The organism is Halococcus sp. IIIV-5B (assembly GCF_003602035.1).
In the GTDB taxonomy this organism is placed as follows: Archaea; Halobacteriota; Halobacteria; order Halobacteriales; family Halococcaceae; genus Halococcus; species Halococcus salsus.
The window spans coordinates 14,695-35,665 of sequence record NZ_QZWE01000029.1 but is presented as its reverse complement, the minus strand read 5'-3'; the positions used below and the strand labels follow the sequence as shown (position 1 = coordinate 35,665).

General features: G+C 67.7%; 24 protein-coding genes. 12 read left to right on the top strand and 12 right to left on the bottom strand.

Annotated features, from left to right (window positions below; genetic code table 11):
- The first annotated feature begins 111 nt into the window (after window positions 1-111).
- Window positions 112-1,371, top strand: coding sequence for an MFS transporter (locus tag D3261_RS16020; RefSeq protein ID WP_120074102.1), 1,260 nt, complete (start codon window positions 112-114; stop codon window positions 1,369-1,371).
- Between the two features lie 41 nt (window positions 1,372-1,412).
- Here the strand turns inward: D3261_RS16020 and D3261_RS16015 are convergent, their stop codons facing one another.
- Window positions 1,413-1,757: an AzlD domain-containing protein gene (locus tag D3261_RS16015; RefSeq protein WP_120074101.1), complete on the bottom strand. Its 345-nt coding sequence runs from the start codon at window positions 1,755-1,757 to the stop codon at window positions 1,413-1,415.
- A complete protein-coding gene (locus D3261_RS16010) occupies window positions 1,754-2,566 on the bottom strand; it encodes an AzlC family ABC transporter permease (protein ID WP_233554018.1) in 813 nt (270 codons plus the stop codon). The genes D3261_RS16015 and D3261_RS16010 overlap by 4 nt, the downstream gene beginning before the upstream one ends.
- A gap of 27 nt (window positions 2,567-2,593) precedes the next feature.
- Here D3261_RS16010 and D3261_RS16005 point away from each other — a divergent pair, with 27 nt between their 5' ends.
- The 4 genes from D3261_RS16005 to D3261_RS15990 are packed head-to-tail and all read left to right on the top strand — an operon-like array spanning window position 2,594 to window position 6,036.
- Window positions 2,594-4,234, top strand: coding sequence for a CTP synthase (locus D3261_RS16005; RefSeq protein ID WP_120074099.1), 1,641 nt, complete (start codon window positions 2,594-2,596; stop codon window positions 4,232-4,234).
- On the top strand, window positions 4,234-5,157 hold the full coding sequence (gene guaA / locus D3261_RS16000) for a glutamine-hydrolyzing GMP synthase (RefSeq protein ID WP_120074097.1): 924 nt from the start codon (window positions 4,234-4,236) through the stop codon (window positions 5,155-5,157). Before D3261_RS16005 ends, guaA begins: the two co-directional genes overlap by 1 nt.
- Before the next feature lie 28 nt (window positions 5,158-5,185).
- The gene (locus tag D3261_RS15995; RefSeq protein ID WP_147464986.1) at window positions 5,186-5,704 is read left to right on the top strand and encodes an NUDIX domain-containing protein; all 519 of its coding nucleotides are present in this window, start codon (window positions 5,186-5,188) and stop codon (window positions 5,702-5,704) included.
- Entirely contained in the window at window positions 5,701-6,036 is a 336-nt protein-coding gene (locus tag D3261_RS15990; protein ID WP_120074093.1) for a CTP synthetase, read from the top strand. Before D3261_RS15995 ends, D3261_RS15990 begins: the two co-directional genes overlap by 4 nt.
- On the opposite strand, the gene D3261_RS15985 is transcribed toward D3261_RS15990, so the two are convergent.
- Genes D3261_RS15985 through D3261_RS15975 form a run of 3 tightly spaced genes read right to left on the bottom strand, consistent with a single transcriptional unit; the run spans window position 6,033 to window position 7,929 of the window.
- Window positions 6,033-6,359, bottom strand: coding sequence for a hypothetical protein (locus D3261_RS15985; protein WP_120074091.1), 327 nt, complete (start codon window positions 6,357-6,359; stop codon window positions 6,033-6,035). The two genes, D3261_RS15990 and D3261_RS15985, sit on opposite strands and share 4 nt — an antisense overlap.
- A gap of 42 nt (window positions 6,360-6,401) precedes the next feature.
- Complete coding sequence (locus D3261_RS15980; RefSeq protein ID WP_120074089.1) at window positions 6,402-7,073, bottom strand: MBL fold metallo-hydrolase; 672 nt, start codon at window positions 7,071-7,073, stop codon at window positions 6,402-6,404.
- A gap of 37 nt (window positions 7,074-7,110) precedes the next feature.
- Window positions 7,111-7,929 carry an aldo/keto reductase gene (locus D3261_RS15975; RefSeq protein ID WP_120074087.1) on the bottom strand — a complete coding sequence of 273 codons (819 nt, stop codon included), beginning with the start codon at window positions 7,927-7,929 and terminating at the stop codon, window positions 7,111-7,113.
- Window positions 7,930-8,026: 97 nt separating this feature from the next.
- Between D3261_RS15975 and D3261_RS15970 the strand changes: the two genes are divergently transcribed.
- Window positions 8,027-8,341 (top strand): cupin domain-containing protein, encoded by a 315-nt coding sequence (locus tag D3261_RS15970; RefSeq protein ID WP_120074085.1) that lies wholly within the window; start codon window positions 8,027-8,029, stop codon window positions 8,339-8,341.
- Between the two features lies 1 nt (window position 8,342).
- Here the strand turns inward: D3261_RS15970 and D3261_RS15965 are convergent, their stop codons facing one another.
- The gene (locus tag D3261_RS15965) at window positions 8,343-8,960 is read right to left on the bottom strand and encodes a molybdenum cofactor biosynthesis protein B (RefSeq protein WP_120074083.1); all 618 of its coding nucleotides are present in this window, start codon (window positions 8,958-8,960) and stop codon (window positions 8,343-8,345) included.
- 116 nt (window positions 8,961-9,076) lie between these two features.
- Here D3261_RS15965 and D3261_RS15960 point away from each other — a divergent pair, with 116 nt between their 5' ends.
- Window positions 9,077-9,364, top strand: a complete 288-nt coding sequence (locus tag D3261_RS15960; protein ID WP_120074081.1) for a hypothetical protein — start codon at window positions 9,077-9,079, stop codon at window positions 9,362-9,364.
- A gap of 323 nt (window positions 9,365-9,687) precedes the next feature.
- Here the strand turns inward: D3261_RS15960 and D3261_RS15955 are convergent, their stop codons facing one another.
- A complete protein-coding gene (locus D3261_RS15955) occupies window positions 9,688-11,268 on the bottom strand; it encodes an acetolactate synthase large subunit (protein ID WP_120074079.1) in 1,581 nt (526 codons plus the stop codon).
- 134 nt (window positions 11,269-11,402) lie between these two features.
- Between D3261_RS15955 and D3261_RS15950 the strand changes: the two genes are divergently transcribed.
- From D3261_RS15950 to D3261_RS15935, 4 genes are all read left to right on the top strand, one after another.
- Window positions 11,403-12,755 carry an MmgE/PrpD family protein gene (locus tag D3261_RS15950; RefSeq protein WP_120074077.1) on the top strand — a complete coding sequence of 451 codons (1,353 nt, stop codon included), beginning with the start codon at window positions 11,403-11,405 and terminating at the stop codon, window positions 12,753-12,755.
- Between the two features lie 165 nt (window positions 12,756-12,920).
- A complete protein-coding gene (locus D3261_RS15945; protein WP_120074076.1) occupies window positions 12,921-14,054 on the top strand; it encodes a thiamine pyrophosphate-dependent dehydrogenase E1 component subunit alpha in 1,134 nt (377 codons plus the stop codon).
- Window positions 14,047-15,072 carry an alpha-ketoacid dehydrogenase subunit beta gene (locus D3261_RS15940; protein ID WP_120074074.1) on the top strand — a complete coding sequence of 342 codons (1,026 nt, stop codon included), beginning with the start codon at window positions 14,047-14,049 and terminating at the stop codon, window positions 15,070-15,072. Before D3261_RS15945 ends, D3261_RS15940 begins: the two co-directional genes overlap by 8 nt.
- Before the next feature lie 63 nt (window positions 15,073-15,135).
- Complete coding sequence (locus D3261_RS15935; RefSeq protein WP_120074072.1) at window positions 15,136-16,545, top strand: dihydrolipoamide acetyltransferase family protein; 1,410 nt, start codon at window positions 15,136-15,138, stop codon at window positions 16,543-16,545.
- Window positions 16,546-16,621: 76 nt separating this feature from the next.
- Here D3261_RS15935 and D3261_RS15930 read toward each other — a convergent pair whose 3' ends face one another.
- From D3261_RS15930 to hisA, 4 genes are read right to left on the bottom strand one after another with little or no spacing between them, the layout of a single operon-like run.
- On the bottom strand, window positions 16,622-17,224 hold the full coding sequence (locus tag D3261_RS15930) for a YigZ family protein (RefSeq protein WP_120074070.1): 603 nt from the start codon (window positions 17,222-17,224) through the stop codon (window positions 16,622-16,624).
- Window positions 17,221-17,724 (bottom strand): amino acid-binding protein, encoded by a 504-nt coding sequence (locus D3261_RS15925; RefSeq protein ID WP_120074069.1) that lies wholly within the window; start codon window positions 17,722-17,724, stop codon window positions 17,221-17,223. Before D3261_RS15925 ends, D3261_RS15930 begins: the two co-directional genes overlap by 4 nt.
- Window positions 17,724-18,308: an imidazoleglycerol-phosphate dehydratase HisB gene (gene hisB / locus D3261_RS15920; RefSeq protein ID WP_120074067.1), complete on the bottom strand. Its 585-nt coding sequence runs from the start codon at window positions 18,306-18,308 to the stop codon at window positions 17,724-17,726. The genes D3261_RS15925 and hisB overlap by 1 nt, the downstream gene beginning before the upstream one ends.
- A 52-nt stretch (window positions 18,309-18,360) precedes the next feature.
- Window positions 18,361-19,089, bottom strand: coding sequence for a 1-(5-phosphoribosyl)-5-[(5-phosphoribosylamino)methylideneamino]imidazole-4-carboxamide isomerase (hisA, locus tag D3261_RS15915; protein WP_120074065.1), 729 nt, complete (start codon window positions 19,087-19,089; stop codon window positions 18,361-18,363).
- Between the two features lie 188 nt (window positions 19,090-19,277).
- Here hisA and fer point away from each other — a divergent pair, with 188 nt between their 5' ends.
- Entirely contained in the window at window positions 19,278-19,667 is a 390-nt protein-coding gene (fer, locus tag D3261_RS15910) for a ferredoxin Fer (RefSeq protein WP_120074063.1), read from the top strand.
- Between the two features lie 126 nt (window positions 19,668-19,793).
- Here the strand turns inward: fer and D3261_RS15905 are convergent, their stop codons facing one another.
- Entirely contained in the window at window positions 19,794-20,846 is a 1,053-nt protein-coding gene (locus tag D3261_RS15905) for an aldo/keto reductase (protein ID WP_120074061.1), read from the bottom strand.
- Window positions 20,847-20,971: the final 125 nt, after the last annotated feature.

Below are 20,971 nucleotides of genomic sequence, written 5' to 3'. Positions count from 1 at the left end.
CGGAGGCGTGGGAGGCGATTAAGGGTGTTGACCTCGGCGAATCGAGCCGAGCGCAGGTCGGGGCGGACGCAAAGCGAAACGTGCTTTTCGGGGCTTCGACAACGGGGCGCAGTGTCCACCGCCACCGACCGTCGAAGCCAGTTTTTCGCGCTCTATCTCGTTCGGTTCGCGGGGCGCTTCGGCTACTCGACGCTCATCGTCCTCCTCCCCTACTACGTCAACCGGCTCCACGCCTCGGGGCTGACGACCGGGCTGTTCTACTCAGGTTTCACCGCCGCCCAGTTCCTCGCGGTCGTGCCGCTGGCGTGGGCGGGCGACCGCTACGACAAACGCGTCGTGCTCGGCGGCTGTCTCGCCGTCGGGGCCGTGGTCTACGCGCTGTTCACACAGGTCGTCTCGCCGGCGACCCTCGTCGGCATCCGCGCGCTCCAGGGCATCGTGGTCGTCGGGATCGGTCTCCTGACGCTCGCGTTCGTCGGGGAACTCGCCAGCAAGGAGACCCGCGCGAACGTCATCGGGAAGTCGAACGCCGCACGCTTCGCCGCCGCCATCGCGGGGAGCCTCACCGCCGGCGTGGTCTACCAGCACTCTGGCTTCGCGCTCGTCTTCTGGCCCCTCGTCGCGCTCTACGTCGTCACCTTCCTCGCGGTCGTCTTCGTGCTCGAACCCGACGAGACCACGATTCGTGGGATCCCCTTCACCGGCCTCGCGTTCAACCGCCGCATCCGCACCCTCAGCGTCTTCCGGGCGCAGTACTCGGTCGCCGTCACCCTCGTCCGGACGTGGGTGCCGCTCTTTGCAGGCGTTGTGGCCGCCCGCGGCGGGCTCGAAATGGTCCCGATCGCCGTCACGCTCGTGATCACTGCCGAGAAGCTCGCGAACCTCGTGCTCCAACCGACTATTGGGTCGCTCTCGGACCGCTACGGTCGCGCGCTGTTCGTCTTCGTCGGCGGCGGGACGTACGGGATCGTCGCGCTCGCCGTGCCCTTCACCCCCGCCGTCGGGACGGCGCTCGGCCTCCCCGATGCGATCCCCGCGGTCGGCTACGTCTCGGCCGCGTTCGTACCCCTTCTGGTACTCAACGCCCTGCTCGGCGTCACCGAGGCCTTCCGCGAACCCGCGAGCATGGCGCTGTTCGCCGACGAGGGGAGCGACGACGACGAAAGTGGCGTGGCCGCAAGCTTCGGGATCCGCGACCTCGTCTGGCGACCCGGCAGCCTCCTCGCCCCCGTCGTCGGCGGCTGGCTGATGAGCTCGGTCGGGATGGCGTGGGTGTTCTACCTCGGTGGGGTGGTCGCCGTCACCGGCTCCCTCAGCTTTCTGTTCGCCCTCGTGCGCGCCCACGGCCGCGGCGCGCTCACCGAGTGGTAGTCACCCCGATAGCCCGTTGGACCTGGTTCGGTGAGCGAAGCTCAGAGCAGCAGCTGCACGGTCCAGAGCACGACCATCCCGATGCCGATGGTCGCGAGCATGTTCTTCGTTCGCCACGCAACCACCACGGCGACCCCGGCCGCGAGGAGCTTCGCCGGTTCGTAGACGAGGTGTGGCGTCGGTGCGGCCGAAAGCGAGAGTAGCGAGGGGACGGCGAGCGCGGCGAACACCGTCACCGGGATGAACCGGAGGGTGCCCGTGAGCCGCGGCGGCACCCGTTCCAGCCGACCGATCAATGGGAGGAAGGAGAGCCGGAACAGGTACGTCGCACCCCCGACGACGGCGATGACCAACCAGACCGCCGTCGTGGTGTATTCGGCCGTCATCCCGACCCCTCCTTCGTCGTGTCCGCCCCGCTGTCCGACCGCGGTTCCCGGTCGACCGTCGGGAAGGTCCCCCGGTAGACCTCGACCGCCACGCCGGCGGCGATCCCGACGAGCGCCGCCGCGACGAGGCTCAGGTTGAACGGCAGGACGGCGGCGACGAGGCTCACGCCGGCCGCGACGAGCGCGGCGACCACGGTCGAGCGGTCGTCGAGCGTCGTGAACAGCAGCGCCAGGTAGGTGAGCGGGATGGCGAACTCCAGGGAGAGCCCCGCGGGGAGGTTCGCCCCGAGGACGATCCCGAGCGCGGTGCTCACGACCCAGGTCGTCAGCATCGCGACCCCGGAGCCGAGGTAGAACCGCTTGTGATGCTGGACGTCGGGCCCCGAGTTCCGGAACTCGGTGATGGCGACCGCGTAGGTCTCGTCGTTGAGGAAGTACGCGCTGGCCCACTTGGCGGGGCCGCTGAGCCGCCGGAAGTACGGCGCGATCGACGCGCTGTACATGGTGTGCCGGACGTTCATGACGACGGCCGTCATGACCACCACCGCGACGGGCGCGCCCTGCCCCATGAGGTCGATGGCCGCGAGCTGGGCCGCGCCGGCGAAGACGAGAACCGACATCCCGACCATCTCGACGGGCGAGAGCCCGACGTTCGAGGCGGTCACCCCGACGATCAGCCCGAACGGGAGGACCCCGAGGAGGAGCGGGGCGGTGGCCTTCGCGCCGGCGACGAGATCGTGTCGGGCGCTCATCCCGTCCAGCACCCGTGCGTGAGACGTGTCATGGATGGACTGGACCTCCGAAACCATTTTGTCCTCCGGTTGCAGACCGTTGCTATGCCGACAAACTCCGCGAGTCCCGACGGGGGACCCAAATTCGTTTTCGTCACCGGGGGCGTGATGAGCGGCCTCGGGAAGGGAATCACCGCGGCGAGCACGGGCCGTCTCCTCGAGAACGCCGGTTTCGACGTCACGGCCGTCAAGATCGACCCCTATCTCAACGTCGACGCGGGCACGATGAACCCCTACCAGCACGGCGAGGTATATGTACTAAATGACGGCGGCGAAGTCGACCTGGATCTGGGGAACTACGAACGCTTCCTCGACGAGGACATGAGCTTCGACCAGAATATTACGACTGGCAAACTCTACAAGAACGTCATCGAGAAGGAGCGCGCCGGCGACTATCTCGGGAAAACAGTACAGATAATTCCCCACATCACCGACGACATCAAACGCCGGATCCGGGAGGCCGCCGCGGGCCACGACGTCTGTCTCATCGAGGTCGGCGGAACGGTTGGAGATATCGAGGGCGGTCCGTACTACGAGGCGATCCGACAGTTCACGCACGAGGAGAACGAGGAAGACGTCCTGCTGGCGCACGTCACCCTCGTTCCCTTCTCGAAGAACGGCGAGCAGAAGACCAAGCCCACCCAGCACAGCGTGAAGGAGCTCCGCTCGATCGGGCTCCAGCCCGACATCGTGGTCGGGCGGTGTGAGGAGAAACTCGACCCCGACACCAAGGAGAAGATCGCGCTGTTCTGTGACGTGCCCACGGAGGCGGTCTTCTCGAACCCCGACGTCGAGGACATCTACCACGTCCCCCTCGTCGTCGAGGAGGAGGGGCTCGACGAGCACGTCATGGAGCGCCTGAATATCGAGGACGCGGCACAGCCGGCCGCCGAACGCGCGGGCTGGTGGCGCGACGTCGTGACCCGCGAGAAGTCCGGGACGGTGAAGGTGGCGCTCGTCGGGAAGTACGCGCTCGAAGACGCCTACCTCTCGATCCACGAGGCGTTGAAGCACGCGGGCCTCGAACACGGCGTCGAGGTCGAGGTGCTCTGGGTCGACGCCGAGGAGATGGCGAACACCCACCAGCGCCGGGTTCGAGAGGCCGACGCCATCGTGGTCCCCGGCGGGTTCGGGACGCGCGGCACGCGCGAGAAGATCGACGCCGCGCGGTACGCCCGCGAGAACGAGGTGCCCTACCTCGGGCTCTGTCTCGGCTTCCAGATGGCCGTGATCGAGTACGCCAGAAACGTCCTCGGACTGGAAGGAGCCCACTCGACCGAGATGGTCCCCGAAACCCCCCACCCCGTGATCGGACTACTGCCCGAGCAGTACGACGTCGAGGACCTCGGTGGGACGATGCGTCTCGGCGCGCACGCGACCGACATCCAGCCGGGGACGCTTGCGGCCGAGCTCTACGGCGAGTCGTGTACCGAACGCCACCGCCACCGCTACGAGGTCAACCCCGAGTACATCGACGACCTGGAGGCGGAGGGGCTCCGCTTCTCGGGCCGGGCGAACAATCGGATGGAGGTCCTCGAACTCGACGACCACCCGTTCTTCTTCGGCACGCAGTTCCACCCCGAGTTCCGCTCGCGGCCCGGTCGGGCGAGCCCGCCGTTCGTCGGGTTGCTCGACGCGGCCATCGAGGAAGAGAGCCAGAACGAGAGCGCCGAGGTCGAAGCCTGATGGTCGACCCAGAGGAATTCATCGACGAGGCGGTCGCGGGGATCGAGGCCGACGTCGGCGACGCGAGCGCGGTGATCGCGCTCTCCGGCGGTGTGGACTCGTCCGTGGCGGCGGCGCTGGCCTACGAGGCGCTCGGCGACCGGCTGACCCCCGTCTACGTCGACACCGGGCTGATGCGCAAGGGCGAGACCGAACAGGTCGAGGAGACCTTCTCCTACATGGAGAGCCTCCAGGTCGTCCACGCCCAGGAGCGGTTCCTCGACGCGCTCGCGGGCGTGACGGACCCGGAGGAGAAACGCCACGTCGTCGGCGAGCGGTTCATCCGCGAACTCGAAACCGAGGCGCGCGAGACGGACGCCGACTACCTCGTCCAGGGCACCATCTACCCCGACCGGATCGAGTCGGAGGGCAACATCAAGTCCCACCACAACGTCGGCGGCCTCCCCGACAGAGTCGACTTCGAGGGGATCGTCGAACCCGTTCGCGACCTCTACAAGGACGAGGTCCGTGAGGTCGCGCGCGAACTCGGTCTCGACGACCTCGTGGCCGAACGGATGCCGTTCCCGGGTCCGGGTCTCGCGGTCCGAGTGCTCGGCGAAGTCACCGAAGAGAAGCTCCACGTCGCGCGCGAGGCGACCCAGGCCGTCGAGGAGGAGTTGGAGAACGCCGACTACGAGCCCTGGCAGGCGCTCGCGGCGGTCATCGGGAAGGCCACGGGCGTGAAGGGCGACAACCGGGTCCACGGCTGGGTGGTCTCCGTGCGGGCGGTCGAGAGTCGGGACGGCATGACCGCGCGCGCGCTCGAAGTCGACTGGGACACCCTCCAGCGCCTCCAGAGCCGGATCACGGGATCGCTCGACAACGTCTCGCGTGTCGTCTACGACGTGACCCACAAACCGCCCGCGACCATCGAGTACGAGTGAGGTGGACGCTTCGCGTCGCTCCTCGGCGATGACCAAACTCCCCGCCGAGTTCTGTCCCCGATGCGGCAGTCCGCTGGAGTCGACGCGATTCGAGGGGCGCGACCGGCGCTACTGCGAGGCCTGTGACCGGATCGTCTTCCAGCAACCGGGCGTAGCGGCCAACGTCGCGGTCGTCGACGGGGAAGACGTGTTGTTGGTCCAGCGAGGACGACCGCCTCACGAAGGCTCGTGGGCGTTGCCCGGCGGTGCAGTGGAGCACGACGAACCCCTCGCGGTGGCCGCGGCACGCGAGCTCCGGGAGGAAACGAACGTCGAGGCGTCCCCGGTGGACCTCGTCCCGTTCGACACGTGGCAGTCCGACTTCTCGGATGGTGTCTACGCCGTCGCGGTCGGATTCGTCGTTTCGCGGGCCGATACAACCGGCGAGCCGGCGGCGGGGTCCGACGCAGCGGACGCGCGATTTCGACGACTCGACAGTGGCCTATACGAAGACCTACGACCAGGAGCGAAAGCGAGAACCCGACGGGCGATCGAGGCAGTAGAATGACCGACCAGAAAGCGGTCGTCGCGGGTCCGGACCTCGACGGCCTCGGCGACGCACTCGAAGCCGAGGGAGTAGGAGTGTCGTGGGTCGAGGGCATCGCCAACCGGCCGGCGCTCGAAGACGCCGGTATCAGCGAGGCCGACGTCTTCGTCCTCACCGACGTCGAACAGGCGACCTCGATCCCGGTGGTCGTGGACCTGGTGGGACGGATCAGGATCGTCGTCTACTCGCGCGACTCGTTGCCGGAGTTCGCGAAGGGCCAAGCCGACCTCCTCGTCGACCCCGCGCTGCTCGACGCGCGAACGGTGGCCGAAGAACTCGCGGCGGACGGTTAGAACGACGAGATCAGGTCGTCGACGCTCTCGTCACCCTCGACGTGGCGCTCGTTGTAGGTCTCCATGAACTCGCGAGCGGTGCCGATGGCGGTGTCGCGACCCTCGATCTCCTCGCGGAGGACGTCCGGCCCGTCGCCCGTCTCGCGGATCGCGTTCACCTGCCAGACGTCCTGGTCGGTGTCGGCGGCGTTCGTCGCGGGCTGGAGGTGGAGCTCGACGGAGTCGCGCTCGTACTGGATCGGCTGCTGTGGGTTGTACTGGCCACCCTGTTGGTCGGTGTCCTCGATTCGGCTCCAGCCGTTCGGCAGGTCGTCGGTACTCATCGTTCCATCCCTCGTCGTCCGGCACCAAAGCGTCCCGGTTCTTCAGCGGTCGGCGGCGAGGTCCGCGAGGCGCGCGTCGCCGTCGCGGACGAACGGCACCCCGTGACCCATCCCGAGCACCGAGAACGCGGGGACGCGCTCGTCGACCGACCGGATGCTCTCGGCGACGGTGTCGGTGTCGTGGCTCATCGCCCACCCGGAGGGCGTGAGCCGGCCGGACCCCTCGAAGACGAGGTCGCCGAAGAACCCCGCCGAGAGGGTCTCGCTCACGAACGTGGTGTGGCCGGGAGTGTGACCCGGTGTGTGGTAGGCCGTGAAGGAGCCCACAGTATCACCGTCGGCGACGACTTCGACCGGGAGGTCGGGGGTGCCGACGAACGGGCCCGCAACGCGCTGGAATGCACCCTTTCGGTTGCCGAGTCGGGGCTTCTCGTCGCCGGTGAGGACCGCCGCGTCCGCCCGCCCGGCGTAGACCGTGGCGTCGAGGTCGTCGAGTTTCGCGAGCGCGCCGACGTGGTCGAAGTCGTAGTGGGTGAGCAGCACGCGTTCGATTTCGCTCACTTGGTGCCCCGTTGCCTCGATCTCGGCCTCGATCGTCGCGGCGTCGAACGGCGTGCCGGCGTCGACGAGGGTGAGCACGTCGTCCTCGACGAGGTAGGCGTTCACGCCCGAGAGTTCGAACCACCAGATACCGTCCGCGAGCTGGGTCGCCATGCCGTCCCTTCGACCGGCGAGCGGAAAGCTCCCGGGGTCAGAACGGGAGTCGCGCCCGGACGAAGCTCGATGCGGTCCGGGAGGCCGATGGCCGTCGGATCGCCCGCATCTCCTCGTCGGTGAGTTCGAAGTCGAAGATTTCGAGGTTGGCCTCGATGTGTTCCGGCGAGGTGGACTTCGGGATCGTCGAGACGTTCTCCTGTTGGATCAGCCACCGGAAGGCGACCTGGGCGGACGTCTTGTCGTAGCGTGCGCCGATCTCGTTCAGGAGCGGATCGGAGATCGCGCCGCCGTGGGCCAGCGGGCTGTAGGCCGTCAGCATGATGTCGTGGATCTGGCAGTAATCCAGGACTGTGGACTGGTCCCAGAATGGGTGATACATCACCTGGTTCGTGAGGATCGGCGCGTCGGCGATTTCACAGGCGGAATGGAGGCGTTCGACGCCGAAGTTCGAGACCCCGATGTGGTCGACGAGGCCGTCGTCGACGAGTTCGTCCATCGCGCCGAGGGTCTCTTCGAGCGCTACCCCACGATTCGGCTGGTGGATCAGGAGGAGGTCGACCGAATCGGTCTGGAGCTTCCGGAGGCTGGTCTCCGTGGACTCGATCACCGAGTCGTGGTCGCGGTTCGACATCGCGAGCTTCGTGGTGAGGAAGACCTCGTCGCGGTCGACGGCCGCACCGGAGATCGCCGCGCCGACCTGGCGCTCGTTGCCGTACATCTGGGCGGTGTCGACGTGGCGGTAGCCACAGTCGAGCGCGGTCGCGACCGCACGTCGGCAGGTCGGGCCCTTCATGCGCCACGTGCCGAGGCCGAGCGCCGGGATCTCGGTGTCCTGAACGGTAACGTACTCCATGTCCGGACGACGGCCGGCCGGCGTATATACTGTGGCCCGGCGGAGAGTTTCGCGGATCGGCGAAAGCGCTACCCGGTCCGCGCCCCGCGCTCTGGGTGTGCTCGATACCTACCCTGACCTCGACCCCGACGAAGGCGAGGTGCTGACCGAGGAACTCCTCGTGACCGACGACGTGCTCGTGAAGGCGTTCGTGCTGGGCCCCGGCGCGGCCGTCGAGCCACACGCCCACGAGGACGCCACCAACGTGTTCCACGTCCTCGACGGCACGGTGGTCGTGACCCGCGACGACGAAGAAGAGCGGATTTCGGCACCGGGCGTGGTCCCGAACGAACGCGGCGCGGTCCACGGCGCGCGCAACGAGACCGACGCGGTGGCGGTGCTGACGGCGAGCCTGTGTCCGCTGCCGTCTTGACTCAGCTCTCGTCCGAATCCGAGTCGGCGTCCGTATCGCTGTCGCCGTCGTCCGCGTTCTCGTCCTCGACGTCCTCGTCGCGTTTCGCGAGCCCCGCGAGGTGGCCCGCCTCCGCGGTGACGATCTCGGCCCCGAGGCTCGCCGCGTTCTCGCTCCCGGGGAGGCAGAACGCCGGGACGCCCTCGATGACCCCGGCCGTGGCGCGGGTGGCGACCACGCGGGTGCCCACCTCCTCGCGCGAGCGCGCCCGGAAGAGTTCGCCGAAGCCGGGGAGTCGTTTGTCGAAGAGGGGGTCGACCGCCTCGACGGTGACGTCGTCGGGCGTCACGCCCGTGCCGCCGGTGGTGACGACCACGTCCACGTCGTCACGATTGACGAGGGAGTTCACTCGACCCTGGATCCCGTCGTAGTCGTCGTCGACGAGTTCGCGGGTCGCGACCGAGCCACCGTCGTCCCCGACCGCGGCCACGATGGCGTCGCCTGCGGGGTCGTCGTCGAGGCTTCGGGAGGTGGAGACCGTGATCAGCGCGAAGGCGACCGGGCCGAAGTCGTGGTGGGCGTGGTCGGGTTCGTCGCCGTGGTCGTGGTGGTCGTGATCGTGATCGTGGGAATCCGCCATGCGCTCGGATCGGTCGTCGCGAATAAAACGTCCCGCATCGCTTTTGTTCGGCCCGCTCGTCGAGTCGGTATGAACCGGGGCCGACGCCGGGGTCGGATGGGGTGTGGCCGGGCGCGATGAGCGACGAATCCGTTCGCGACCCTGTGGCCGACCGTCCTCGAACCGAGTACGACGAGGTCGCCGCCGGCGCGGCCGACCGCGAGTTCGACTGGCGGGGCTGGACGCTGGTGGGAATGGTGATCCTGGCCTTCATCGTCGCACCGGCGGCGATCTACTGGCTGGCCGCCTCGGGCGAGAGCCTCGCCATGCTCGGGCTGACCTGGCGCGACACCTTCCTCGTGGTGCCGTTCGTCCCCGCGCTCGTGCTCGGGCTCACCGCCATCTGGGCCACCGCCCGCGCCTGAATCGGCATCCGGTCAACCGCCATGCGGTGCGGTTGCGGTGGGGTGGTGCTGTTGGCGCGCACTCGCGGTCGTGCGCGAGTGAAACGAGTGCCGACCGCGGACACTGTGCGAGGGATGAGCGAGTGAGGACGGAGTCCGAACGAAGCGAATCGGCTGGGGAGGCGTGTGGTCGGTGCTGTGCGGTTCGCGGTTCTCATTTGTACCAGCATCAGCGCGGTTCTAAAACGAACGAGAGCGCGGTTCTAAAACGAACGAGATCGTATTACGATCAGCGCGGTTCCGAAACGACAGCAAACTGGTCGTCCGACTGAAAGCCGCGTTTGTTATTCGACCGGAACTTCCACGAGCGCCATTTCGTCACTGGGCACCACGGTTTCGAGGGTCTCACCGAGCTCGTCCCACGTCTCGGGCCGATATCCCTCGATCCCGAAGCTCTCGGCGAAGGTCGTGAAGTCGGGGTTCGAGAGCTTCGTGCCGGTGCTCTCGTCCCGGTGGTCCTCCTGTTTCTCGGAGATCAACCCGTAGTCGTTGTCGTTGAACAGCAGGATGGTGAACCCACAGCCCAAGCGGGTCGCGGTCTCGATCTCCGCACCGTTCATCAGGAAGCCGCCGTCACCCGTCGCGGCGACGACGTTCGAATCGACGGCGAGGTCGGCGGCCACCGCGCCGGGTACTGAGATGCCCATCGTCGCCAGCCCGTTCGAGATGATGCAGGTGTTCGGTTCGTAGGTCGGGTAGTTCTGGGCGATCGCCATCTTGTGGCTGCCGGTGTCCGAGAGGAGCACGTCCGAGTCGGCCATCGCCTCCCGGAGCAGGGGCAGCGTGCGCTCGACGCTGAACGCCTCGTCCTCGGCGGGTTCGCGGGTCACGTCGTCGAGGATCGATTCCCGGAGGTCGGCGTACCAGTCGGTGTCGGTGGCGATCGCCTCGTCGTACTCCTGGATCGCCCGGAGACCGGCTGAAACATCCGAAACGATCTCGGCCTGGGGGTTGTAGTGCTCGTAGACCTCGGCGGGTTCGAAGTCGAGGTGGACGATCCGCTTTTCGAGGTCGGGGTTCCAGTTCTCGGGGTCGTGCTCGGCGATGTCGTAACCGACGGCGAGCACCACGTCGGCGCGCTCGATCGCGGTCTGGGCCTGGTCGTCGTCGCCCGAGTCGAGGGTGAACAGCGAGTGGTCGTCGGCGTCCGAAACGGCACCTTTGCCCATGTAGGTTCCTACTACAGGGATGTTCGTCTCGTCGACGAACGAGCGGAGGCGTTCGGACGAGCGGGTGCGGATACCGCCGTTGCCGGCCAGAACGATCGGGCGGTCGGCGTCGGCGAGCAGCGAGGCGGCGCGCTCGACGGCCTTCTGGTCGGGGCTGGGCCGGCGCACGCGTTCACGGGGGCGGATCGGACGGTTGTGGGCCTCCTCGGCCGCGACGTCCTCGGGGAACTCGATGTGGGTCGCGCCGGGTTTCTCGTACTCGGCGAGTTTGAACGCCTTCCGGACCGACTCGTGGATGATCTCGGGTTCCGTGATCTGGGTGTTCCACTTCGTGATCGGCTCGAAGAGGTCGACCACGTCGAGGCGCTGGTGGCTCTCCTGGTGGAGGCGTTCGAGGCCACCTTGTCCCGTGATCGCGACCAGCGGGCTCTTGTCGAGGTGGGCGTCCGCGACCCCGGTGAGGAGGTTCGTCGCGCCCGGCCCGAGGGTGGCGAGACAGACGCCGGCCTCGCCGGTGAGCCGACCGTGGACGTCGGCCATGAACGCCGCGCCCTGTTCGTGGCGGACCGGGACGAACTCCACCGTCGAGTCGCGCATCGAGAACAGGATGTCCTCCAGCTCCTCGCCCGGGACGCCGAACACCCGGTCGACGCCCTCGACTTCGAGACATCTGACGAGTAGGTCGGAAGCTTGCATGGGAAACTCGACGGGTGCGACTCACAAGACTCCACCGGACCCGCGAACGACGGACGGAGCCACTCCGTCAGCGTGGCCGTCGTCCGACCGGACGCGCGACAATCCTTTTGCCCCGTCCGGGAGTAACTCTAGGTATGACAACCACCGACGAGATCGCGGGGTTCGTGAGGTCGGTCGCGTACGACGACTTCTCCGAGGACGTTCGTGAGGAGTTGAAGAAGCGCGTGCTCGATTCGGTCGGCATCGCGGTCGGCGCGATGGACGCCGACGCGACGCGGATCGTTCGCGACACCGTCGAGACCACCGCGGCGGGTGACGCGGCGCGGCTCTGGGGGTCCGATACCCGCGCCAGCCCGACCGGCGCGGCGATGTACAACACCTCGCTCACGCGCTACCTCGACTTCATGGACTCGTTCCTCGCGCCGGGCGAGACGCCCCACCCGAGCGACAACATCGCGAGCCTCGTGGCCTGTGGCGAGTACACCGACGCCAGCGGACGAGATCTCATCGAGGCAGTGGGAGTGGCCTACGAACTCCAGGCCGAGCTCGCGTGGAACGCGCCGGTTCGGGACAAGGGCTGGGACCACGTCACCCACACCGTGATCTCGGCGGCGGCGGGGGCCGGGAAGGTCCTCGGGCTCGACCACGAGCAACTCCGGAACGCGGCCGGGATCGCCGGGACGGCCCACAACGCGCTCCGGGTCACGAGGACTGGCGGAATCAACGAGTGGAAGGGCATCGCGAGCGCGAACGCCGCCCGGAACGCGGTCTACTCCGCCCTCCTCGCCGCGAACGGTATGGAGGGCCCCGTGAACCTCTTCGAGGGGCAGAAGGGCTGGAAACAGATCGTCTCGGGCGAGTTCGAGGTCGACCTCGATCCCGCCTGCGAGCGCGTCTTCGACACCATGACGAAACGCTACGTCGCCGAGACCTACGCCCAGTCCGCCGTCGAGGGCGTCATCGAGCTCGCCGAGACCGCCGACATCGACCCCAAGCAGGTCAACTCGATCCACCTCGACACCTTCCACGGCGCGAAGCTCATCATCGGCGGCGGCGAGGGGAGCCGCTACGAGGTCGAGACCAAAGCCCAGGCCGACCACTCCCTACCCTACATGCTGGCAGCAGCCCTCATCGACCGCGAGCTCACCAACGACGCCTACGACGAGGAGCGCATCCAGCGCGAGGACGTGCAGACCCTCCTCCGGAAGGTCGAGGTCGAGGAGGACGACGAACTCACCGAGCGCTTCGAGAACGGCGAGATGCCCGCCGTGGTCGACATCGAGCTCGGGGACGACTCGACGCGCCACGTCGAGAAGGACGCCTTCAGCGGCCACCCCACCCAGCGGATGACGTGGGAGCAGGTCGAGGAGAAGTTCGGGACGATGGCACGCGAGCGCTACGACGAGAGGAGGCGAAACGAGATCGTCGACGTCGTCAGGAACCTCGAAGACCACGACGTGACGGACCTCGTCGCCCTCCTCGATTGAGCGGGCGCGACGGTCGCGTATATGGTCGGCTTGAATGTGCCGGGAGTCGCTTTTAGCCGCTGGCGTCGATGTGTTCGACGTTGACGAGTATCGATCTCCCGGTCGGCGAGTACGCACGACCGGCAGGACGGGCGAGGAACCGCGAGCGGAGTACGTGATCGAATCATGGTAGAATGGACGGAATACGAGCCGCCGGAGGGACAGTACCAGGTTCTCGACGCCGAGGGAGCGCTCGACGGCGACCCGCCCGAGTTCGACGAGGACGAACTCGTGGGGATGTACCGCACGATGGTCGCCACGCGGACCCTGGAGGAGAAGATGTTGAAGATGCAACAGAGCGGCGAGGCGAGCCTCGTCGCGCGGTCGCGGGGTGAGGAGGCCACCCCGCTGGGGTGTGCCGCCGCGCTCGCGCCCGACGACTGGGTCTTCTACACCTATCGACAGAACCCCGCGCTGCTCTACTGGGACTACCCGATGGACAACCTCATCGCGGGCTCCATCGGGGCCGAACCCGAGACCATCGAGGAGGAGCTCGGCCCGGTCGAGGCGGGCGTGAACTTCTCGCCGGACTACACTCCGGTGGGGGTGAACACCACCAACGCGGTCGGGATGGCGATGGCGGACATGTTCAACGACCGCGACACGGTGTCGATGGCGTTCATCGGCGACGGCTCCACCAGCGAGGGTGCGTTCCACGACGCGATGAACTTCGCCGGCGTGTTCGAGCCGCCGGTCGTGATCGTCTGTCAGAACAACCAGTGGGCGATCTCCGAACCCTCACACCGGCAAACCGGCTCGGAGACCTTCGCCCAGAAGGGCGAAGCCTACGGCGTGCCCCACGAGCGCGTCGACGGCAACGACATCTTCGCCGTTCGGGAGACGGCCGAAGAAGCCGTCGAGCGCGCTCGAAGTGGGGAGGGGCCGACGTTCATCGAGTGTGTGACCTATCGGATGGAGGAACACAACACCTCCGACAACCCGGACGTCTACCGCGACCCCGAGGAACAGCGCGAGGAGTGGGAAGACCGTGACCCGCTCGACCGATACGAGAGCTACCTCCGGGAAGAAGGGATCCTCGACGACGACCTCGCCGAGGAGATCGCGGCCGAGCTCGACGAGGAGGTCTCGGAGGCGGTCGAGGCCGCACGGGGTGTCCCTGATTCGGAGCCCGAGCGGATGTTCGACCACCACCTCCACGGCGACTCGTGGGCGCAGGCCCACCAGCGAAAAGAGCTCGAACGCGAACAGAGTGGTAAAAATCCGTTCACCGACTTTACCGGGGAGGGGTTCGATGAGTGAGATCTACCCGGCCCCGGACCCGGACAACGAGATCGAGGGCGAAAGCGAGGAGATCGACCTCGTGACCGCGGTGAATCGGACTCTGCATCAGGAGATGGAGCGCGAAGCGTCGGTCCGGATGATCGGCTACGACATCGGCCCCATCGGCGGGGTCTTCCGGGCGACCCAGGGCTTGCTGGAGGAGTACGGCGAGGAGCGCGTGATCGACACCCCGCTCACGGAGAACGGGATCCTGGGGACGGCGGTCGGGATGGCGATGGCGGGCGAGCGCGTCGTCCCCGAGATCCAGTTCATGGGCTTCTCGTACCCCGCTTTCGGCCAGTTCATGTACACGATGGTGAAGATGTACGACCGGACGGCCGGGGACATCGAACTCCCGATGACCCTCCGGATGGCCTACGGTGGCGGGGTCAAGGCCCTCGAATACCACCAGGAGTCCACCGAGACCTACTACGCCCACACGCCGGGCGTCCGGGTGGTCTGTCCGAGCACGCCCTATCAGGCGAAGGGGCTGCTCGCGGCGAGCATCCGGGACGACGACCCTGTCGTCTTCCTCGAACCCAAACGGATCTACCGCGGCGGGAGTCAGGAAGTGCCAACGGAGGAGTACACCCTGCCGCTCGACGAGGCCCGACTGGTGCGGGAGGGCGAGGATGTGACTGTCCTCACCTGGGGCGCGATGGTGCGCCACGCGGTCGCGGCGAGCGAGGCGGTCGATGCCGACGTCGAGATCGTGGACATGCGGTCGCTGGCCCCGCTCGACGTCGAGACGGTGCTCGAATCGGTGAAGAAGACGGGGCGGTGTGTCGTGCTCCACGAGGCGCGCCGGAGCCTCGGCCTCGGCGCGGAACTCTCGGCGCTGGTCAACGAGTACGCGCTCGACCGCCTGAAAGCCCCCGTCAAGCGGGCGACGGGCTACGACGTCCACTTCCCGGGCCACGACATCGAGGACGACTACCTGCCGGACGCCGAACGCGCGCAGTACGCCATCGAGGCGGTGATGAACTATGAATTCTGAGTTAGACACCCGACCCACGAACCGCACGGCGACAACCGCGGTCCGATCCATCGGGGACGAGCGATGAGCTACGAGTTCGAACTCCCGGACCCCGGCGAGGGACTCACCGAGGCCGAGATCGTCTCCTGGCAGGTCGCGGAGGGCGACGAGGTCGCGGAGGACGACGTGCTCGCGGAGGTCGAAACGGACAAAGCCGTCACCGAAGTCCCGTCGCCGGTCGCGGGGACGGTGACGGAGATCACCGCCGAGGAGGGCGAGACGGTGGACGTCGGCACGGTCATCGTGGTCTTCGACGGCGACGAGGACGAGTCGGCGGACGAAGAAGCCGAAGCGGAGGACGAGGGAACCGAGGAATCGGAGGGTTCAGAAGACGAAGCCGAAGCGGAGTCCGCGGACGATACAGGTGAAGCGGACGAGGAAAGCGAGGGCGACGAACCGAAACAGGCCGCCACGAGGGTCGACGACGGTGACGAGGAAAGCTCGGCGGCCTCCGAATCGGTGGAAGAGGAAGAAGCCGAGGAGTCGGAGCCCGAGACCAGCGACGGACGGGTGTTCGCCGCACCGAGCACCCGGCGCTACGCCCGCGAGGAGGACGTCGATCTCGCCGAGGTCGATGGGTCGGGCCCCAACGGTCGGGTGCTCCGCGAGGACATCGACGCGCACGCGAGCGGTGAAAGCGGCGAGAGTGCGGAAGCCGAGTCCGGTGCGTCGGGCGGACCGGGAGACCTGCACCCGAGCGTCGACATCGAGCCGACGTCGGTCGACGAGGACGAATCGCGCTCGGAACGCTACGACCTCTCGGGGTTGCGGGCGCGGATAGCGGAGAACATGACGCGCTCGAAGACCGTCACCGCCCACCTCACCTCGGAGTTCGAGGCGGATGCCACAGAGCTCGTCGCGCTGAAGGAGCGGCTGAACGAAAAGCACGACGTCCACATCACCTACACCCCGATCCTCCTGAAGGCGGTCGTCCCCGCGCTGAAGGAGTTCCCGTTGATGAACGCGAGCATCGACGATACGACCGGCGAGATCGTCGAGAAGCACTACTACAACGTCGGCTTCGCGACACACACCGAGGACGGCCTGATGGTCCCCGTCATAGAGGACGTCGACCAGAAGTCGCTGGTGGAGGTCGCGACGGAGTTGAACGACCTCGCCGAGCAGGCCCGCGAGCGCTCGATCGACATCTCGGACCTCCAAGGCGGGACCTTCACGATCACCAATCTGGCGCTCGACGGGGAGCACCGAACGGGTGGCACGCCGGTGATCAACCACCCCGAAGCCGCGATCCTGGGTATCGAGCCGATCGCGGACAAACCGGTCGCGGTCGACGGCGAGGTCGAGGTCCAAACCAGAATCCCGCTCTCGCTCTCCTTCGACCACCGCCTCATCGACGGCGTGACCGCGAACCGGTTCATGGAGCGGCTCATCGAGGGGATCGAGGACCCCGACGTCCTGCTCTCGCGGCTCTGAATCGGCCTTTCGGGGTCCGGTTGGGCCGGCGCGCGGTCCGGATCGGAGGCGGCGGTCGAGAGAACGTCCGGCCGAACTATTCCACGTCGATGTCGGCCCGGCCGCTGGTGGCGCTCAGGAGTCGGTCGCGGAGGTCGTCGTTCTCGGTCGTCGGGACCCGAACCCGGAACGCGACGCGTTCGTCGTAGCGCGCCTCGAACTCGACGTCGGCGCTCTCGAGGATCCCGCGAACGGTGCCGGAGTCGTCGTACTCGACCTCGACGACGACCGTCTCGTGGGGTCGTGACTCGACGACCCCCGCGTCCTCGACCGCCACCTTCACCGCGCGGGCGTAGGCACGCGCGAGGCCGCCGACCCCGAGGTTCGTCCCGCCGTAGTAGCGGGTGACGACGGCCGCGACGTTTTCGAGCTCTTCGCGCTGGAGCACCGTGAGCGCGGGTTTGCCCGCCGAACCGCCCGGCTCGCCGTCGTCGTTCGCGTACTCACGGAGCGGGTCGGCCCGAACCCGGTAGGCGGGGACGTTGTGGGTCGCGTCGGCGTGGTCGGTCGCGATCCCCTCGATGAACGCCTCCGCCTCGTCGACCGACCCGACCGGCGCGATACGACCGACGAACCGCGAGCCGCGCTCCTCGAAGGCGGCCTCGCCGCGGGTCTCGACGGTTCGGTAGGTTTCGGTCACTCCAGTTCGAGCCGTCGGACGAACGCCATCTCCCGGATCTCGGTGAGGACCGCGCCCGGAAGCGGGTCGTCGGTGATGACCGAGAGCGTCGGGACGTCGGTGAACTCCGGGTCTTCGCTGATCGTCTGTCGGATCGAGACTCCGTGGTCGGCGATCGCACCCGTGACCGCGGCGACGATCCCCGAGGCCTCCGCGTCGGCGACCTCGACGGTGAGGACGGACAGATCGAGCACCGGCGCGAGGTCGCGGAGACTCGGCACCGCCGAGATGTTGTGGAAGATGGGCCGGAGTTCGTCGTCGGCCAGCAGCGCGTCGGTGGTCGAGTCCACGACGCGCCTGTCGACGCCGGCCTCCGCGGCGACCTGGGTGTTCGGGATCTCGATCCCGCCCGAGACCACCCGCCCGCTCTCGTTGACCGAGAAGCCGCGTTCGAGCAGGAGGCGGACGACGGCCTGTTGGCCCGGGCTCCCCGCGAACTTCGCCATGATCTCGTCGAACATCAGAGCGTGCCTTTCGTGCTCGGGGCCCCCTCGCGGCGGTCGTCGGGTCGGGTGGCGTCATCGAGCGCCCGCGCAACTGCCTTGAACAGCGCCTCGATCTCGTGGTGGGCGTTGTCGCCGGCGACCTCCGTGTGGAGGGTCAGGTTGGCGTTCGTCGCGAGCGAGCGGAAGAAGTGGGGGGCCATCGCGCTCGTGAACTCTCCTACTTGGTCCTGGGAGAATTCCCCCTCGAACTCGAACAGCGGGCGACCCGAGACGTCGACCACCACCCCGGCGACCGCCTCGTCGAGCGGCACTCGCCTATCGGCGAACCGGTGGATCCCCGCCCGGTCGCCGAGCGCCTCGTCGAGGGCCGTCCCGAGCGCGATCGCGACGTCCTCGATCGTGTGGTGGTCGTCGATGTGGAGGTCGCCGTCACACGAGACGTCGAGGTCGAACAGGCCGTGTTTCGCGAACGAGTCCAGCATGTGGTCGAGGAAGCCGATCCCGGTGTCCGTGGTCGACTCGCCCTCGCCGTCGACCGCGAGCGTCACCTCGATCGTGGTTTCGGCCGTCTCGCGCTCGACGGTCGCACGCCTGGTCATGGGAGCCCTCGGCGTAGTGGGCATAAGGCGGTTTTGCTCGGTCGCGTGGCGCTCAGTCCCCTTCGAGCGCCGCGATGGCGTCCTCGAGCGTGAACCGCCCCTCGTAGAGCGCGGTGCCGACGACGGCCGCGCTCGCGCCGGCGTCGCGGAGGGTTCCGAGGTCGTCGAGGGTCTCGACCCCGCCGCTCGCCACGACCGGGACCGAGACCGCCTCGGCGAGCCGGCGCACACGGTCGGCGCGGACGCCTTCGAGCCGGCCTTCGACGTCGACGTCGGTGAAGAGGATCCCGGCCGCGCCGCGCTCCTCGTAGCCCGCTGCGGCTTCGACGGGGTCTATTCCTGTGCCCTCCGTCCAGCCCGAGACCACGACCTCGCCGTCGCTGGCGTCGAGACTGACGACCACGCTCTCGGGGTGGGTGTCGCTGATCGCCGCGACGACCTCGGGGGTCTCGACCGCGGCCGTCCCCAGGATCACCCGGTCGACGCCGGCGTCGAGGAGGGAGCGGGCGTCGGCTGCGGTCCGGATGCCGCCGCCGAGCTGAACGGGGACGTCGACGGTCTCGACGATCCGCTCGATCGCGGTCGCGTTGCGCCGCTCGCCGTCGAACGCCCCGTCGAGGTCCACGAGGTGGAGGGTTCGCGCGCCCGCCGCGACCCAGCGTTCGGCCGCCTCGACCGGGTCGCCGTAGGCGGTCTCGCTACCGCGCTCGCCGCCGACGAGCTGGACCACCTGCCCACCTTCGATATCGACCGCGGGAACGACTTCGAACGAATCGTACATGGGTCGCGTAGGCGGTCGCGCGGCCTTAACGCCCTGCATGTGCGGCGGACGGCTCCGGGTGGACGACCGACAGCGCCGTGGTCGCGATTCGGGACCTCGGAATCAGCCTCGATCTCGGCGCTGAGGTTTGGGCGAGCCGAATTCGGGAACGAAAACATCTAACACCTTTGGGGGAGAACGAGCTATTGATGCCTACCGTAGAATACGTCAACTACGAAGTGGTCGACGACCAGGGCTGGGATGTTGAGGACGACGACCTCTTCGAGAAGGCCGCGGACGCCGGACTCGACGAGGAGGATTACGGTTCCATCGACGTCAACGAGTCCGAGTACATCCTCGAAGCCGCCGAGGCACAGGGCTACGACTGGCCGTTCTCGTGCCGCGCTGGTGCGTGTGCGAACTGCGCGTCGATCCTCAAAGAGGGCGAGATCGACATGGACATGCAGCAGATCCTCTCGGACGAGGAAGTCGAGGACCGCAACGTCCGCCTGACCTGCATCGGGTCGCCGGCGGCCGACGAAGTCAAGATCGTCTACAACGCGAAACACCTCGACTACCTCCAGAACCGCGTCATATAAGCCGACCCCACCGTTTTTTCGCGCGTTGTGACCGGATAGAATCGAGACCGAAGAGCGATGGTGCCGGCGAAACGACGGAAAAGTCGCGGAGTCGGTCGCGGCCGTGCCGAACATCCGCTCGACCGGTCAGTCGCCAGCGTACTTCGCGCCGACGGCGTCGAGGTCCGCGCCGTCGACCGACGACCGGAAGCCGTGCATCCCGTCGTCGCGGGTGATGCCGTAGTCGTTCGCGTGGAGCTCCGCGACCCGTTCGAACTCCTCGTCCGAGAGTCGGGGGGTCTCCGGCGCGGCGGCCCACTCGTTGATGTCGGCGGCGGTGCGGAAGGTCGGCGTCACCGAGGCGACCGCGTCGTGGGCGAGCAGCCACTGGATCGTGGCCTGGCCCATCGTGCGCTCGCCGTCGCGTTCGAGGAATCGGAGCTGTTCGACCTTCTCCCAGCCGGTGTCGTACCACTCGTCGGGCCGGAAGCCCCGGTGGTCGCCGGCGTCGAGTTCGGTCTCGGGGGTGACCTGCTCGTTGAGGATCCCCGAGGAGTGGGGCACCCGCGGGACGAGGCTGGTCTCGGTGTCGAGGTCCTCGATGGTCTCGATGAAGTGCTTACCCGGTACCTGCTCGAAGAGGTTGAACACCACCTGGACGGCGTCGAACTCGTTCTCGATCGCCGCGTCGCCCTCCGCGAGCCAGCCGATCGAGGGCCCGAGCGCCCAGCCGAGCGCTTCGACTTTTCCTTCTTCCTTGAGTTCGTCGAGGGCTTCGAGGATGTCCTCGTCCACCTCGTCGACGTTCGCGTTGTGGAGCTGGAGGAGTTCGACGTGGTCGGTGTCGAGCCGGTCGAGGCTCTTCTCGACCGACTCGTGGATGTACTCGGGCGTGATGACCTTCGGAAGTTCGCCGTGGCCGGCCTGCGGGTTGTTGTAGAAGTCGTAGCCGACTTTGGTGGCGATGGCGACCTCGTCGCGGCGGTCGGCGAACGCCTGGCCGACGAGCTCCTCGCTCCGACCGTGGCCGTAGACGTCGCCGGTGTCGAAGAAGGTGATCCCCCGATCGGCGGCGTGACGAAGCATCTCGATGCTCTCGCGCTCGCTCCGGTCGCCCCACCAGTCGGTGCCGACGGTCCACGCGCCGAAGCCGACCTCGCTGACCTCGACGTTCGAGCCCCCGAGTTTCCGGTATCGCATGGTCGCGGTTGGGCCCGGCCGCACTTATCCGGCGCGGTCAGTCCTCACGAAGTAGATCACCCGAAAGGGCGAGGACGGTGGGGCGGCGGGTCGGAACGTATCGCCGTTCGACAGTTACATTCCGT

Bases quoted from the DNA above. Each gene is read 5' to 3' on its own strand.
- D3261_RS15925 (WP_120074069.1), bottom strand. From the start codon at position 17,724: ATGTTCGACGAGATCATGGCGAAGTTCGCGGGGAGCCCGGGCCAACAG.
- D3261_RS15965 (WP_120074083.1), bottom strand. From the start codon at position 8,960: ATGGCGGATTCCCACGATCACGATCACGACCACCACGACCACGGCGAC.
- D3261_RS15945 (WP_120074076.1), top strand. From the start codon at position 12,921: ATGGTAGAATGGACGGAATACGAGCCGCCGGAGGGACAGTACCAGGTT.
- guaA (WP_120074097.1), top strand. From the start codon at position 4,234: ATGGTCGACCCAGAGGAATTCATCGACGAGGCGGTCGCGGGGATCGAG.
- D3261_RS15950 (WP_120074077.1), top strand. From the start codon at position 11,403: ATGACAACCACCGACGAGATCGCGGGGTTCGTGAGGTCGGTCGCGTAC.
- D3261_RS15905 (WP_120074061.1), bottom strand. From the start codon at position 20,846: ATGCGATACCGGAAACTCGGGGGCTCGAACGTCGAGGTCAGCGAGGTC.
- D3261_RS15940 (WP_120074074.1), top strand. From the start codon at position 14,047: ATGAGTGAGATCTACCCGGCCCCGGACCCGGACAACGAGATCGAGGGC.
- D3261_RS15985 (WP_120074091.1), bottom strand. From the start codon at position 6,359: ATGAGTACCGACGACCTGCCGAACGGCTGGAGCCGAATCGAGGACACC.
- D3261_RS15990 (WP_120074093.1), top strand. From the start codon at position 5,701: ATGACCGACCAGAAAGCGGTCGTCGCGGGTCCGGACCTCGACGGCCTC.
- D3261_RS15935 (WP_120074072.1), top strand. From the start codon at position 15,136: ATGAGCTACGAGTTCGAACTCCCGGACCCCGGCGAGGGACTCACCGAG.
- hisA (WP_120074065.1), bottom strand. From the start codon at position 19,089: ATGTACGATTCGTTCGAAGTCGTTCCCGCGGTCGATATCGAAGGTGGG.
- fer (WP_120074063.1), top strand. From the start codon at position 19,278: ATGCCTACCGTAGAATACGTCAACTACGAAGTGGTCGACGACCAGGGC.
- D3261_RS15960 (WP_120074081.1), top strand. From the start codon at position 9,077: ATGAGCGACGAATCCGTTCGCGACCCTGTGGCCGACCGTCCTCGAACC.
- D3261_RS15955 (WP_120074079.1), bottom strand. From the start codon at position 11,268: ATGCAAGCTTCCGACCTACTCGTCAGATGTCTCGAAGTCGAGGGCGTC.
- D3261_RS15995 (WP_147464986.1), top strand. From the start codon at position 5,186: ATGACCAAACTCCCCGCCGAGTTCTGTCCCCGATGCGGCAGTCCGCTG.
- D3261_RS15980 (WP_120074089.1), bottom strand. From the start codon at position 7,073: ATGGCGACCCAGCTCGCGGACGGTATCTGGTGGTTCGAACTCTCGGGC.
- D3261_RS16005 (WP_120074099.1), top strand. From the start codon at position 2,594: ATGCCGACAAACTCCGCGAGTCCCGACGGGGGACCCAAATTCGTTTTC.
- hisB (WP_120074067.1), bottom strand. From the start codon at position 18,308: ATGACCAGGCGTGCGACCGTCGAGCGCGAGACGGCCGAAACCACGATC.
- D3261_RS16015 (WP_120074101.1), bottom strand. From the start codon at position 1,757: ATGACGGCCGAATACACCACGACGGCGGTCTGGTTGGTCATCGCCGTC.
- D3261_RS15975 (WP_120074087.1), bottom strand. From the start codon at position 7,929: ATGGAGTACGTTACCGTTCAGGACACCGAGATCCCGGCGCTCGGCCTC.
- D3261_RS16010 (WP_233554018.1), bottom strand. From the start codon at position 2,566: ATGGTTTCGGAGGTCCAGTCCATCCATGACACGTCTCACGCACGGGTG.